General features: G+C 64.1%; 11 protein-coding genes. 3 read left to right on the top strand and 8 right to left on the bottom strand.

Features of this window, described 5'->3' with window-relative positions; translation table 11 throughout:
* Window positions 1-106 precede the first annotated feature (106 nt).
* The gene (locus AB3N21_RS12685) at window positions 107-1,321 is read right to left on the bottom strand and encodes a PLP-dependent aspartate aminotransferase family protein (protein WP_367935564.1); all 1,215 of its coding nucleotides are present in this window, start codon (window positions 1,319-1,321) and stop codon (window positions 107-109) included.
* Between the two features lie 143 nt (window positions 1,322-1,464).
* Here AB3N21_RS12685 and AB3N21_RS12680 point away from each other — a divergent pair, with 143 nt between their 5' ends.
* Window positions 1,465-3,480, top strand: a complete 2,016-nt coding sequence (locus AB3N21_RS12680) for a M3 family metallopeptidase (RefSeq protein WP_367935563.1) — start codon at window positions 1,465-1,467, stop codon at window positions 3,478-3,480.
* A 120-nt stretch (window positions 3,481-3,600) separates the two neighbouring features.
* Here the strand turns inward: AB3N21_RS12680 and AB3N21_RS12675 are convergent, their stop codons facing one another.
* The 6 genes from AB3N21_RS12675 to AB3N21_RS12650 all read right to left on the bottom strand — a co-directional run bounded on the left by AB3N21_RS12675 (window position 3,601) and on the right by AB3N21_RS12650 (window position 10,177).
* Window positions 3,601-4,533, bottom strand: coding sequence for a 2-hydroxyacid dehydrogenase (locus AB3N21_RS12675; protein ID WP_367935562.1), 933 nt, complete (start codon window positions 4,531-4,533; stop codon window positions 3,601-3,603).
* 19 nt (window positions 4,534-4,552) lie between these two features.
* Window positions 4,553-5,692, bottom strand: coding sequence for a rod shape-determining protein RodA (gene rodA / locus AB3N21_RS12670; RefSeq protein WP_367935561.1), 1,140 nt, complete (start codon window positions 5,690-5,692; stop codon window positions 4,553-4,555).
* Window positions 5,689-7,635: a penicillin-binding protein 2 gene (gene mrdA / locus AB3N21_RS12665; protein WP_367935560.1), complete on the bottom strand. Its 1,947-nt coding sequence runs from the start codon at window positions 7,633-7,635 to the stop codon at window positions 5,689-5,691. Before mrdA ends, rodA begins: the two co-directional genes overlap by 4 nt.
* Complete coding sequence (locus AB3N21_RS12660; RefSeq protein ID WP_367935559.1) at window positions 7,632-8,171, bottom strand: rod shape-determining protein MreD; 540 nt, start codon at window positions 8,169-8,171, stop codon at window positions 7,632-7,634. The genes mrdA and AB3N21_RS12660 overlap by 4 nt, the downstream gene beginning before the upstream one ends.
* On the bottom strand, window positions 8,164-9,069 hold the full coding sequence (mreC, locus tag AB3N21_RS12655) for a rod shape-determining protein MreC (RefSeq protein ID WP_367935558.1): 906 nt from the start codon (window positions 9,067-9,069) through the stop codon (window positions 8,164-8,166). Before mreC ends, AB3N21_RS12660 begins: the two co-directional genes overlap by 8 nt.
* Window positions 9,070-9,130: 61 nt before the next feature.
* A complete protein-coding gene (locus AB3N21_RS12650; protein ID WP_171175921.1) occupies window positions 9,131-10,177 on the bottom strand; it encodes a rod shape-determining protein in 1,047 nt (348 codons plus the stop codon).
* A gap of 158 nt (window positions 10,178-10,335) precedes the next feature.
* On the opposite strand from AB3N21_RS12650, the gene rlmJ reads away from it, so the two are divergent.
* Window positions 10,336-11,121, top strand: a complete 786-nt coding sequence (gene rlmJ, locus AB3N21_RS12645) for a 23S rRNA (adenine(2030)-N(6))-methyltransferase RlmJ (RefSeq protein WP_367935557.1) — start codon at window positions 10,336-10,338, stop codon at window positions 11,119-11,121.
* A gap of 66 nt (window positions 11,122-11,187) precedes the next feature.
* On the opposite strand, the gene AB3N21_RS12640 is transcribed toward rlmJ, so the two are convergent.
* Window positions 11,188-12,759: a 2-isopropylmalate synthase gene (locus tag AB3N21_RS12640; RefSeq protein ID WP_367935556.1), complete on the bottom strand. Its 1,572-nt coding sequence runs from the start codon at window positions 12,757-12,759 to the stop codon at window positions 11,188-11,190.
* 306 nt (window positions 12,760-13,065) lie between these two features.
* Between AB3N21_RS12640 and AB3N21_RS12635 the strand changes: the two genes are divergently transcribed.
* A complete protein-coding gene (locus AB3N21_RS12635; protein ID WP_367935555.1) occupies window positions 13,066-13,731 on the top strand; it encodes an SDR family oxidoreductase in 666 nt (221 codons plus the stop codon).
* Window positions 13,732-13,799: the final 68 nt, after the last annotated feature.

Here is a 13,799-nt window from a genome sequence, read left to right as displayed (position 1 = left end):
TCGGGCGCTTGATGTGGCGGTGCCGTAAAGTGCTGACCACACCTGATCCGGCGCCCATCCGCGGTCGGGCGCAACCCAGCCCGGTGGCGCTGAAACCGCTCGACGCTCACCCCAACGCCCGGTCCAGATCGGCGATTAGGTCTTCGGCATCCTCAAGCCCCACTGACAAACGGAAAATCCCGTCGCCCGCATAAGTACGGTAATCCTCCAACTGCGCGCCCTCCAGCCGGAACGAGGTATCCATCAAAGCCTCGGTCCCCATCCAGAAGACCAGGCTGCGGTGATGGCCCAGCGACACAGCATAGTGGATCACCCCAAGCCGGTCGATCATCTGCTGCGCCACGCGCTCACCCGCCGCCGCATCGCCCACCTGAAACGAGATCATGCCCGAGCTGTTCGTCATCTGCCGCGCCGCCAGTTCCGCCTGCGGATGTGAGGCGAGCCCCGGATAGATCACCCGCGTCACCCTCGGGTCACCTTCCAGCCACTCGGCCACCGCCTGTGCGCCCGCCTCATGTGCCCTCATGCGCAAGGGCAGGGTCGAGGCGCCGCGCGCGATCAGCCAGGCGTTGAAGGGCGACAGGACGCCGCCGTGATGGATCGCCGCCTCGGCCCGCATCCGCGCGATCAGATCGGCGCGCCCCGCCACTGCTCCGCCCAAAGCATCCCCGTGCCCGCCGATATATTTGGTGATCGAATGCATCGTCAGGTCGACCCCCAGCCCCAAAGCATCGATGCCCAGAGGCGAGGCGAATGTCGCATCGCAGCTCAGCAGCGCCCCGGCCTCGCGCGCCAGTTTCGACACTGCCGCCAGATCGGTCAGCCGCCCGATCGGGTTCACCGGCGTCTCGGTGTGGATCAGCCGCGTGTTGGGCCGGATCGCCGCTGCCACGGCAACTAGATCGCTCATATTCACGACGCTCACCTCGATCCCCATCCGGGGCAGGGTATCGCGCGCCAGTTCCGCCACACCGGCATAGGACACATCCGAAACCACCACGTGATCGCCCGCCGAAAGGAAGGTGAAGAAGATGGCCGAGGCTGCCGCCATCCCCGACGCGGTGCACAAACAGGCCTCGGTTCCCTGCATCGCAGCAATCTTTTTTTCCAGCATCGCCACGGTCGGATTGTCCCAGCGGGTATAGAGATATCCCTCGGCCCCGTCCTCCAGATCATGCGCCGAGAATCCGGCCACCTGATCGGTGACGAAGGTGGAGCTCATATGCAGCGGCGGGGCCGAGGCCTGCGTTGTCGGGTCCGGGGCTTCGCCCGCGTGAATGGCGGTGGTCATCGGCCCGGCGGGGCGGTTGGTGTGGGTCATATTGTGCCTCCTCGTTGCGCCCGAGCCTGCGCGGGACGCGTCTGGCTTGCAAGCGGCATCCCGACAGCGATGGCGCAATTGCGACGCCTGCCACTGGACCATTCCGGCGGTCGCTCCTAGCTTGTGCGGCAAAGGAGATACGCATGACCAACCCGATCCTCGCCGACTGGCAGACCCCGTTCCAAATCGCCCCCTTCCCGCAGATCGACGACGACGATTTCGCCCCCGCGCTGGAACAGGCGCTGGCCGCCCATGCTGCGCAGATCGACGCCATCGCGGGCGATGCTGAGCCGCCGAGCTTTGCCAACACGGTCGAAGCGCTTGAGGCGGCGGGCGAGGATCTGGACAAGGTGCTGTCGGTCTTTTTCACCTTGGCCGGGGCCGACAGCAACCCGAAACGGGAAGAGTTGCAACGGGAGTTTTCGCCGAAACTCGCGGCGCATTACTCTGAGATTTCCGCCAACAAGGCCCTGTTCCGGCGCATCGCTGCCGTGTGGGATCAGCGCGACGGTCTTGACCTAGCGGAGGAGCAGCAACGGGTGCTGATGCTGACCCACCGTAACTTTGTCCGCGCAGGCGCGGCGCTGGAAGGGGCGGACGAGGCGCGGATGAAAGAGATCAAGGCGCGGTTGGCGGTACTCGGCACCGAATTCACCCAGAACCTGCTTGCCGATGAGCGTGACTGGTTCATGAAACTCGACGAAGGTGACCTGGACGGCCTGCCCGATTTCGTCATCGACACCGCCCGCGCCGCTGGCGAGGAAAAGGATGCGGGCGGCCTCGTCGTCACCCTGTCCCGTTCGCTGATTGTCCCGTTCCTGCAATTCTCCCCGCGCCGCGACCTGCGCGAGACGGCCTATCGTGCCTGGACCGCGCGTGGGACCAATGGCGGCGAGACCGACAACCGGGCGATTGCTGCAGAAATCCTGTCACTGCGCGAGGAACGGGCAAAGCTGCTGGGATACGCCAATTTTGCCGACTACAAGCTGGAACCCGAAATGGCAGGCACCCCGGACCGGGTCCGCGACCTGCTGATGCAAGTCTGGGAGCCCGCAAAGACGCAGGCGGATGCCGATGCGCAGGTGCTGACGCAGATGATGCAGGCCGATGGCGTCAACGGCCCGCTCGAGGCTTGGGATTGGCGTTACTATGCCGAGAAACGGCGCAAGGCGGAGCATGACCTCGATGAAGCGGCGCTGAAACCGTACCTGCAATTGGATCGGATGATCGAAGCCTCCTTTGCCTGCGCGAACCGCCTGTTCGGGCTGGAATTCAAGCCGCTCGACGTGCCGCTCTACCACCCCGATTGCCGGGCGTGGGAGGTGACGCGCGAAGGGAGCCATGTGGCGGTCTTCATCGGTGACTATTTCGCACGCGGCTCCAAACGGTCGGGCGCGTGGTGCTCGGCCATGCGGCAACAGGCGAAATACCCCAAGGTACAGGCGCCCATCGTCATCAATGTGTGCAACTTCGCCAAAGGCGACCCCGCGCTGCTTTCCTATGACGATGCCCGCACGCTGTTTCACGAATTCGGCCACGCGCTGCACCAGATGCTGTCGAACGTGACCTATGAGAGCATCTCGGGCACCTCCGTGGCGCGCGATTTCGTGGAATTGCCGAGCCAGCTTTATGAGCACTGGCTGGAGGTTCCAGAGGTGCTGGCCGAGTTTGCGACCCACGCGGAGACCGGCGCGCCGATGCCCAAGGCGATGCTGGACAAGGTGCTGAAGGCGGCCAATTTCGACATGGGCTTCCAGACGGTGGAATACGTGGCCTCGGCTCTGGTCGATCTGGCCTTCCATGACGGCGTTGCGCCGGATGATCCGATGGCGAAACAGGCCGAGGTGTTGGCCGAAATCGGCATGCCCCACGCCATCGGCATGCGCCACGCTACGCCGCATTTCGCGCATGTCTTCGCGGGCGACGGCTACAGCTCGGGCTATTACAGCTACATGTGGTCCGAGGTGATGGACGCCGACGCATTCGCCGCTTTTGAGGAGGCAGGCGGGGCATTCGATCCCGAGCGGGCCAAGGCGTTGGAAGAAAACATCCTCTCGACCGGTGGTTCAAAGGAAGCAGAGGAACTGTATCTAGCCTTCCGAGGGCGTCTGCCAGGGGTTGAAGCGCTGCTCAAGGGGCGCGGTTTGGTGACGGCCTGAACGCACTTGTTTGCGCCTGCGGCGCAAGCCTCCGGCGGGGATATTTGGAGCAAGAGGAAGAGGGGGCTTTGCGCTTCTTCTTGCCCCAAATACGCAAATCCGACGGTCCCGCCGGGCGCGTCAATAGCCCAGATCGCGATCCACAAGATGCAGGAAAGGCTCGCCTGCTTCGCCCCGGCGGATGTTCTCGCAGATCACCTGCGCTGCGGTCACGGGGCGGGTTTCTGAGGCGATATGCGGGGTCACCGTGACGTTCGGGTGTGTCCAGTACGGATGATCGGCGGGCAGGGGCTCGGTGCGGAACACGTCAAGCGTGGCATGGCCGATCTGGCCTGCGTTCAGGGCGGTGAGCAGCGCGTCATCGTTGATCAGCGGGCCGCGCCCGGGGTTGATGATCCGGGCGCCCTTGGGCAGCAAAGCCAGGGTTTCGGCATCGAGCGTGTTCTCGGTGGCGGACGTGTCGGGCAGCAACAGCACGACTATGTCGGCATTCGACAAAGCTCGCACCAGCCCATCCGCACCATGCAGGCAGGTCACGCCGGCAATGCCCTTCGGTGACCGGCTCCAACCGGTAACATTGAAATTCAGCGCCGCCAGCGCCCGCACAGAGGCTTCGCCCAATGCGCCGAGGCCCAGCACGGTCACCCGCCGCTCGGATGCCAGTGGCGGCACGTCCTGACGCCATTCGCCGTTCAGCCCGTGGATATGGGCGTCCATGCCGAGGTGGTAGCGCAGCACATGGCCCACGACCCATTCGGTCATTCCTTGTGTCAGCCCGTGATCCACCATGCGCGCCAGCGGTACGGTCAGGGTTTCGTTATCCGCAATGCTCTCGACCCCGGCCCAGAGGCTGAGCACCGCCTTGAGCCGGGTATAGGGGGTGAAATCGCGCAAGCCGCCATTGGGGGCGTAAACCACGTAGTCGACCTCGCCGGGCGCAAACTCGGTGTCGAGCGAAAAGTCCAGCCCGGCCTCGGTCAGATAGCGGGTGAGCAGCGGTTCATAGACCGGCCACAGAGCGGCGCGCGCAGAGAACAGCACATTCACGGGCATTGCGGGGCCTTTCGCGAGATTATCGGGGACGGTGGATATGGGCGCTCTGCACAATGCCGAAGGCGGCCATCAGCACCAGCATGGCCGAGCCGCCGTAACTCACCATCGGCAGCGGCACGCCCACCACCGGAGCAAGCCCCATGACCATGGACATGTTCACGGCAAAGAACAGGAAGAAGTTGAGCGATATGCCGAGCGTCACCAGCGATGAGAACCGGTCTTTGGTGGCCAGCGCGGTGAAGAGGCAAAAGATCAAGATCAGCGAATAGAGCACCAGCAGGGAAAAGCCGCCGACGAAGCCGAACTCCTCGGCCAGGGTGGTGAAGATGAAATCAGTGTGCTTCTCGGGTAGGAAGTTCAGCCGCGACTGGGTGCCTTGCATGAAGCCGCGCCCGTTCCAGCCGCCGGATCCCAGCGCGATCTTGGACTGAGTGATGTGATACCCCGCGCCCAGCGGGTCGGTCGAGGGGTCCAGAAACGTGTCGATACGCCGGTACTGGTAATCCTTCAGCAACTGCCAATCCGTGCCCCGGCTTTTGAACACAGCGGTAAGCAGACCCATCCCGGCGGCGATCACGGCGGCGAAATAGGCCCAGTGGACACCTGCCAGAAACATCACACCACCACCCGCCATCATGATCAGCAGCGAGGTTCCAAGATCGGGCTGTTTCAGAACCAGCGCCGTGGGCAGCAGGATCAGAATGACCGGCAGCAGAACCCACAGCGGACGCGAGGTGCGGTTTTCAGGCAACCAGTCATAATAGGCCGCCAGCATCATCACCACGGAAATCTTCATCACTTCAGATGGTTGCAGGCGCATGAAGCCAAGGTTGATCCAGCGTTGCGCGCCCTTGCCCTCTTCCCCGAATTGGGCGACGACGATCAGCAGGGCGATCCCCAGCAGATAGGCCAGCGCCGACATGTTGCGCCAGAACCAGATCGGCACCATCGCCACCACGAACATGGCGACCAACCCCATGCCAAAGCGCTCGATCTGCGGCTCGGCCCAGGGGGTGAAGGACCCTCCGGCGACGGAATAGAGCATTAGAAACCCGACGCCCGCCACGCTGATCAGCAACAGAGTCAGCGGCCAGTTCATGTGGAACAGCTTGCGGTATCCCGATGGCGTCGATTTGACCGTGTACTCAAGATAGCTCATGCCCGGTCCTTCTCTCCGGGGCGTGCCTTGGGCCGCTGATCGCGTTCTAGACGCTGCTGCTGCGCCTTGATGCGCTCGCGGTCGCCGGCGGGGTAGGCCTCAAGCGGTGGGGTGCCGCCGTAGAGCGCCTGCAACATGACGTCCCGGGCGACCGGCGCGGCAGCCTTGGAGCCGCCGCCACCATGCTCGACCACCACCGAGACCGCGTATTTCGGATTGTCGTAGGGGGCAAAGCACACGAACAGCGCGTGGTCGCGGCGCTCCCACGGCAGGTCCTCGTTGCGGATCACGCCCGCCGCGCGTTCGGCAGCGGTGATGTTGCGGACCTGGCTGGTGCCGGTCTTGCCCGCCATACGGTAACCTTCGGCGATGATCCGGCTGCGATAGGCAGTGCCGCGCCGGTCGTTCGAGACCGCATACATCGCCTTGCGCAACTGCCGCAGGTTGTTCTTGTTGATCGGCAGCTCTTCCCCGGCGCCCGAGGGTTGCTCGATCCCGTTGACCGATTTCACCAGCCGCGGCGAGACCTCGCGCCCGGTGGCGATCCGCGCCGCCATCACCGCCAGTTGCAACGGCGAGGCCAGCATGAAGCCCTGACCGATCGAGGCATTGGCGGTGTCGCCCACCAGCCACTCCTCGTCATGTACCCGCAATTTCCAGTCCCGGTTCGGTGCCAGCCCTTCGGCCACGGCGGACATCGGCAGGTCGTGTTTGACCCCCAGCCCGAACATCCGCGCCATGTCCGAGATCTTGTCGATCCCCACCTTGAGCGCCTGATCGTAATAGTAGACGTCGCAGCTGCGCTTGAGCGAGTTCAGCAGGTCCACATACCCGTGCCCGCCGCGCTTCCAGCAGTGGAAGCGGCGGCTGCCCACCTTGAGGAAGCCGGGGCAATAGACGGTTTCTCCGGGTCCAACCGTGCCCGCCTCAAGTGCGGCCATGGCGGTGATCATCTTGAAGGTCGAGCCAGGCGGATAGGTGCCCTGCACCGTCTTGTTGGCCAGCGGGCGATAGTTGTCTTCGGTGAGCGCGCGGTAGTCGGCAACCGAGATGCCGCGCACGAAGAGGTTTGGGTCAAAGCTGGGCGACGAGCAGATCGCCCGCAAATCACCGGTCTCGCAATCGAGGACAACGGCGGCTGCGCTTTCTCCGCCAAGCCGGGCCTGCACGTATTGCTGCAGGTCCGCGTCCATCGACAGTTGCAGATCGGCGCCAGCCTGACCCTCCTGTCGGTCCAACTCGCGCATGATGCGGCCCGTGGCGTTGACCTCGACCCGCTTGGCACCGGCCTTGCCGCGCAACTCACCCTCTTGCTTGGCCTCAAGCCCCACCTTGCCGATCTGGAACCGTGGGATGTGCAGTACAGGTTCGGGGTCGGTCATCTGGCTCAGGTCATAATCGCTGACCGGGCCGACATAGCCAACCACATGGGCAAAATCCTCGTATTGCGGGTAAACGCGGGTCGAGCCCACCTCGGGCGTGATGCCGGGCAGGGCAGGGGCGTTGACGGCTACCTTCGAGATGTCTTCCCACGTCACCTGATCGGCCAGCGTCACCGGCAGGAACGGGGCCGAGCGGCGCATCTCGGTGCGGGCGCGCTCCAGCTCTTCCTCGCTGAGCGGGATGAGCTGCGACAGGTTGGCGATGACCTTGTCCACATCGCCAGCGTCCTCGCGCACGATGACGATGCGGTACGATGGGATGTTGCGTCCAATGATCTGGCCATTGCGGTCGTAGATCTCGCCACGGGTGGGCGGGATCAGGCGGATGTTGATCCGGTTTTCCTCGGCCAGCAGGCGAAACTGATCGGCCTGATCCACCTGCATGTAACGCATCCGCATCGCCAGCGTGCCGACAAACCCCGCCTGCAACCCGCCCAGCACCAGCGCCCGGCGGCTGAAGCGGCGGTGAATGCGCCCGAGTTCCTTGGGATGGCGTTTCATGCCCGTCCTCCCAATGCGTCCGCGTCCGAGGGTGCCAGTTTACGCACGCCGCAGACCGTCTGGCTGAGCCACGCCACCAGCGGGTAGATCGCGATGGTCAGCACCAGCTGGATAACGGCCAGCCAGAGCGGCGCCTGCTGGACCGCGGTGATGCCCAGGATCGACCGGTTCAGCACGGCGACAGCGACCAGAACGAAACTCACGGTGGCCCATTCGCTCAGAAACCCAACCTCGCGTCCCCCGGCTGAGGTGGGTCTCAGGTAAGCGCGCGCACCCACGACCAGCGCCGCCAACAGGCCCGGCGGGCGCTGCAGCAAGAGGTCGGCCACCAGCATCACCACTGCCACGCTGAGCGTCGGTACATAGTCCGGGCGCCGCACGACCCAGGCGAAAGTCAGCGCGATGAGCAGATCCGGCGGGGCCCAGCGGCTGGGCAGGGTATTCAGCGGCAGCAGGTGGAAGAACAGGATCAGCAGCGCCAGCCACATATAGAGCGCCCGCATCATCCACACGCGCGAAAGCGACAGGCTATCCATCCGCCGCCTCCTCTTGCCTCTGATTGATCGTCACCGGGCCGTCCGGGGTGACCAGACTGCCCGGATCGGTGATCGGTGCCGTGCCGTGGTGGCGCAGCACGCGCAGGAACTCCAGCCGCTCATAGTCCGCCGATAGCCGAACGCGCAGCCGCCCGCCCGGGTCCTGTGCCACCTGTCCGATCAGCAGCCCGGCGGGAAACACACCGCCATCGCCCGAGGTGATCACCCGGTCACCGGGCCGGACCAGTTCGCGGTTTTCCAGAAAATCGATGGCCGGGGCGGCGGTGTTGTCACCTGCCACAAGCGCGGTCTGCCCCGAAGGCTGGATCGTCGCCGGGATGGCGCTGCTGGCATCGGTCAGCAGGATCACCCGCGAGGTGTTCTGGCCCACGCCCGAGATCCGGCCCACAACGCCAATGCCGTCCATCGTCGCCCAGCCGTCCACGATCCCGTCTCGTGCGCCCACATTCAGCAGCACCGACTGCCGGAAGGGTGAGCCGCTATCGGCCATCACCACACCGGTCACGTAGGTCAGACGCGGGTCGAGACGCACGTTGTTGAGGTCCAGCAGGCGGGCGTTCTCCTGCTCAAGCTGCAGCGCGGCCTCTTTCCAGGCGCGCATCTGGCGCAGCTCGCTGCGCAGCTCGCGGTTCTGGTCGCTCAGGCGCTGATAACTCTGGAAATCGCGGATCAGGTTGACCGTCGCGGTAACCGGCACCATCGCCCAGTCCATCGAGGGCACCACCTTGTCCACCACCTGCGCGCGGAACCGTTCGACCCGGGGGCTGTCGATCCGCCAGACCAGAAAGATCCCCAACAGGCACAGCAAGACGACCCCCAGAAGCAGACGGCGCAGGGGGGCGGTATAGTCCTCGCGCTGTGATCGGTCGTTTGCCACAGAGCTCCTTCCGGTGCGGTATGCGCCGTTCCTTTGGCCCGTGCGCTAGAGGGTGCGCGCCTTAGCTGTCGTAGTCAATCGCGTGGCGCAGCTGCTTTTCATATTCCAGCGCCTTGCCGGTGCCGAGTGCCACGCAGTTCAGGCTTTCGTCCGCGATCGACACGGCCAGCCCGGTCTGTTCGCGCAGCGCCAGATCCAGATCGCCCAGCAGCGCGCCGCCGCCGGTCAGCATGACGCCGCGATCCACGATGTCGGCGGCCAGATCGGGCGGAGTTGTTTCGAGCGCGGTCATCACTGCCTCGCAGATCTGCTGCACCGGTTCGGCCAGCGCCTCGGCGACCTGTGCCTGGCTGATCTCGATCTCCTTCGGTACCCCGTTCAGAAGGTCGCGGCCCCGGATATGCATCGACTGGCCGCGCCCGTCATCGGGCATGCGGGCGGTGCCGATGGTGGTCTTGATACGCTCGGCGGTGGATTCGCCCACCAGCAGGTTCTGCTGGCGGCGCAGATACGAGATGATCGCCTCGTCCATCCGGTCTCCGCCGACGCGAACCGAGCGGGCATAGACAATGTCGCCCAGCGACAGAACGGCCACCTCGGTTGTGCCGCCGCCGATATCGACGACCATGTTGCCGGTCGGGTCGGTGATCGGCATGCCGGCACCGATGGCGGCCGCGATGGGTTCCGCGATCAGCCCGGCGCGGCGGGCGCCCGCGGACAGAACCGACTGACGGATTGCGCGTTTTTCGACCGGGGTCGCACCATGCGGCACGCAGACGATGATCTTGGGCTTGGAGAAGGTCGAGCGTTTGTGCACCTTGCGGATGAAATGCTTGATCATTTCTTCGGCGGTGTCGAAATCGGCAATCACGCCTTCGCGCATCGGTCGGATCGCCTCGATCGAGCCGGGGGTTCGGCCCAGCATCAGCTTGGCATCCTCGCCCACGGCCAGCACCTTCTTGACGCCGTCCTTGACGTGGTAGGCTACCACCGACGGCTCAGAGAGGATCACGCCACGACCCTTGACATAGACCAGCGTGTTCGCCGTCCCAAGGTCAATCGCCATGTCCGACGTGAACAGGCCGCCCAAATTGCCAAAGATCCCCATGCCTTGTGATCCTGCTTCTCAAGTGTTTTTTCTATTACCCACGACTCGACGGGCCTGGGACGGATGACTTATAGGGCGCGAAGCCGTGCGGTTAAAGGCCCGATTCCACGCATGTCAGCGCTAATCCGCCCCATGACGTCAGGACAGTAAAAGGCAACATGCTCTCATATCAACATATTTACCACGCAGGAAATCTGGCGGACGTGCAAAAGCACGCGCTGCTGGCGTGGGTGCTTGCCTATCTGACCCGCAAGGACAAGCCGCTGAGCTATGTCGAGACCCATGCGGGACGGGGCCTGTACCATCTGGACGCCGCCGAGGTCATCAAGACCGGCGAGGCAGCGGCAGGCATCGGGCGGGCCGAGCGTGAGGCATGGTTCGGGGCGGATCACCCGCTGAGCCTCGCCATCGAGCGCACCCGCGCGCGGCATGGGCAAACGGCTTATCCCGGCTCGCCTCTGATTGCGGCCAACCTGCTGCGCAAGACGGACACGCTGCACTTTGCCGAGTTGCACCCGCAGGAATATGCGGGCCTGACCGATGCGCTGAAGCCCTACAAGGCCAAGGCGCATCGCAAGGACGGGTTCGAACTGGCGCAGTCACTGCTGCCGCCGAACCCCCGGCGCGGCATGCTGTTGATCGACCCGAGCTATGAGGTCAAAACCGACTACGACCGCCTGCCGGGCATCATCGCGCGGCTGCACAGGAAGTGGAACGTGGGCGTGATCGCACTGTGGTATCCGATCCTGACCGATGGGCGTCAAAAAGGGATGGTCGAGGCGCTGAAACAGCAGCAGCTGCCCAAGGCGCTCTGCCACGAGGTGCAGTTTCCGGCGGTGCGGGAAGGGCATCGGATGGTGGGCTCGGGCATGTTCTTCGTCAACGCGCCTTTTGGCGTCGGGGAGGAAGCCGCCCGGTTGGAAACACTGTTCGCACGGTTGTAGCCGGGCGCGGAAGCGGTTTGCAAAACGCCTTGGGCGCCCCGGTGAGACCGGAGCGCCAAGAACCTCTCAGGTCAGATCCTTGTAGCTGATCTCGCGTGCGTCGGCGCCCGGGCCGGCCTTTTCGCGGCGCACGATCAGGCGGTTCAGCGCGTTGATATAGGCCTTGGCCGAGGCGACCACGGTGTCGGTGTTGGCCGACTGGCCGGTCGCGATCATGCCGTCCTCTTCCAGCCGCACGGACACGGTGGCCTGCGCGTCGGTGCCTTCGGTTACCGCATGCACCTGATAGAGCTGCAGATGCGCCTCGGTCGGATAGAGCGCGCGGATCGCGCGGAAGGTCGCATCGACCGGCCCGTCGCCATTCTCGGTGGCGCTGACGTCCTGACCGTCGATCTCCATCTCGACCGTCGATTCCGCCGGGCCGCCGGTGCCGCAGACGACCTTCATCGACACCAGTTGCAGATGGTCCTCATCATCGCCGCCCGAATGCATCAACGCGATGATGTCGTCGTCGAACACTTCTTTCTTGCGGTCCGCCAATTCCTTGAACCGGACAAAGATGTCCTTGAGCTGGTTGTCGCCCACCTCGTAGCCGAGATTGTTCAGCTTGTCGCGCAGTGCCGCGCGACCCGAATGCTTACCCAAGGGCAGCGAGGTGCCCGAAAGGCCGATATCCTCGGGCCGCATGATCTCGAAATTCTCGCGGTTCTTCAGCATCCCGTCCTGATGGATGCCGCTTTCATGTGCAAAGGCGTTCTTGCCGACGATGGCCTTGTTGAATTGCACCGGAAAGCCCGAGACCGTCGCGACCCGGCGCGAGATATGCATGATCCGGGTTGTGTCGACACCTGTGTGCCACGGCATGATGTCGTTGCGGGTCTTGAGCGCCATCACCACCTCTTCCAGCGCAGTGTTGCCGGCGCGTTCGCCCAGACCGTTGATGGTGCATTCGATCTGGCGCGCACCGCCTGCAACGGCGGCCAGCGCGTTGGCGGTCGCCATGCCGAGGTCGTTGTGGCAGTGGGTCGCGAAAACCACCTCATCAGCGCCGGGTACCGTCTCGATCAGCCGTTTGATCAGATCGGCGCTTTCCACCGGAGCGGTGTAGCCCACGGTGTCGGGGATGTTGATCGTGGTCGCACCCGCCTTGATGGCGATCTCGATCACGCGGCACAGGTAGTCCCACTCGGTCCGGGTCGCGTCCATCGGCGACCACTGCACGTTTTCGCAGAGGTTGCGGGCGTGGCTGACGGTTTCGTGGATCTTCTCGGCCATCTCGTCCATGGTCAGGTTCGGAATGGCGCGGTGCAGCGGCGAAGTGCCGATGAAGGTGTGAATGCGGTTCTTCCCCGCGTGTTTCACCGCCTCCCAGCAGCGGTCGATATCGGCGAGATTGGCGCGGGCCAGTCCGCAGATGCGGCTGTTTTTCGAGCGCTGGGCGATCTCGGTCACCGCCTTGAAGTCGCCCTCGGAGGCGATCGGGAACCCGGCCTCGATGATGTCTACGCCCATCTCGTCGAGCAGCTCGGCGATCTCGAGCTTTTCATCATGGGTCATGGTGGCGCCGGGGCTCTGTTCGCCATCGCGGAGCGTTGTGTCGAAGATCAAGACGCGGTCTTGGTCGGTCGCATTGGTCATGTCGGTGTCTTTCTTGTCTGTCCTAAAGCCATATGGCGCGCAGGCGTCCTCCTCTGAGCGGGCGCGCCAGATGGCACGCTCAGAGGCGGATTAGGATCAGTAGGCCACGCAGCGACGCGCCACGGAGGGCGTCGGCAAAGGGGATATCTGCGTGGTTGATCATGGAGATGAGTTTATACAGCCGCGTTCGGGAATGGAAAGAGCGAAATTGCCCGGGATCGAGAACCGGGATTGCGCGTGGGAATTGCTGCGAATGAAGAACGGCCTATCATCTAAACGCGGGGCTTGGTCACTAGCTGGATGGGCATGAATAAGGCTTTGGTAATAGGCGCTTCCGGCGGGATCGGACGGGCCATTGTGGCCGCTCTGCGAGCGCGTGGGGACGCCGTCCGGGAACTGTCGCGCTCGGTCGACGGAATGGACCTGACGGATCCGGCGGCGGTTGAGTGCGCAATGGAAACAGTCGAATGGCCATTTGATCTGATCGTTGTGGCCACGGGCGCATTGGAGATCAACGGGGCTGCACCGGAAAAGACCATTCGCGCCGTCGATGCGCAGGCAATGATGGATCAGTTTGCGCTGAATGCCGTGGGACCCGCGCTGGTGTTGCGGCACGTCCAAAGACTGCTGCCGCGCGACCGGCGGTCCGTGATTGCGGTTCTTTCGGCGCGTGTTGGCTCCATCGGTGACAACCGCGTCGGCGGCTGGGTCAGTTATCGGGCGTCCAAGGCTGCGGTAAACCAGATCGTGCGTACCGCGTCGATCGAACTGGCGCGCACGCACAGCCAAGCGGTTTGCGTCAGCCTGCACCCCGGGACCGTGGCGACCGAATTCACCCGCAAATATCTGGGACGGCATCCTGCGGTTACGCCGGAAACCGCCGCTCAAAACCTGCTTGCGGTTGTCGATGGGCTAAGCCCCGAGGATAGCGGTGGGTTTTTCGATTGGGCCGGAAAGCCCGTGCCTTGGTAAACCGGTTTTTAATACCGACCGACGAACCTCAGCATGATGGCGTTGTGATAGACAACCCGGGCTTGACT

It is taken from the genome of Ruegeria sp. (assembly GCF_040830605.1).
Taxonomy (GTDB): Bacteria; Pseudomonadota; Alphaproteobacteria; order Rhodobacterales; family Rhodobacteraceae; genus Ruegeria.
This window is presented reverse-complemented; position numbering and strand designations above follow the sequence as displayed.

Bases quoted from the DNA above. Each gene is read 5' to 3' on its own strand.
- AB3N21_RS12650 (WP_171175921.1), bottom strand. From the start codon at position 10,177: ATGGGGATCTTTGGCAATTTGGGCGGCCTGTTCACGTCGGACATGGCG.
- rlmJ (WP_367935557.1), top strand. From the start codon at position 10,336: ATGCTCTCATATCAACATATTTACCACGCAGGAAATCTGGCGGACGTG.
- AB3N21_RS12675 (WP_367935562.1), bottom strand. From the start codon at position 4,533: ATGCCCGTGAATGTGCTGTTCTCTGCGCGCGCCGCTCTGTGGCCGGTC.
- mrdA (WP_367935560.1), bottom strand. From the start codon at position 7,635: ATGAAACGCCATCCCAAGGAACTCGGGCGCATTCACCGCCGCTTCAGC.
- AB3N21_RS12680 (WP_367935563.1), top strand. From the start codon at position 1,465: ATGACCAACCCGATCCTCGCCGACTGGCAGACCCCGTTCCAAATCGCC.
- AB3N21_RS12635 (WP_367935555.1), top strand. From the start codon at position 13,066: ATGAATAAGGCTTTGGTAATAGGCGCTTCCGGCGGGATCGGACGGGCC.
- AB3N21_RS12660 (WP_367935559.1), bottom strand. From the start codon at position 8,171: ATGGATAGCCTGTCGCTTTCGCGCGTGTGGATGATGCGGGCGCTCTAT.
- rodA (WP_367935561.1), bottom strand. From the start codon at position 5,692: ATGAGCTATCTTGAGTACACGGTCAAATCGACGCCATCGGGATACCGC.
- AB3N21_RS12640 (WP_367935556.1), bottom strand. From the start codon at position 12,759: ATGACCAATGCGACCGACCAAGACCGCGTCTTGATCTTCGACACAACG.
- AB3N21_RS12685 (WP_367935564.1), bottom strand. From the start codon at position 1,321: ATGACCCACACCAACCGCCCCGCCGGGCCGATGACCACCGCCATTCAC.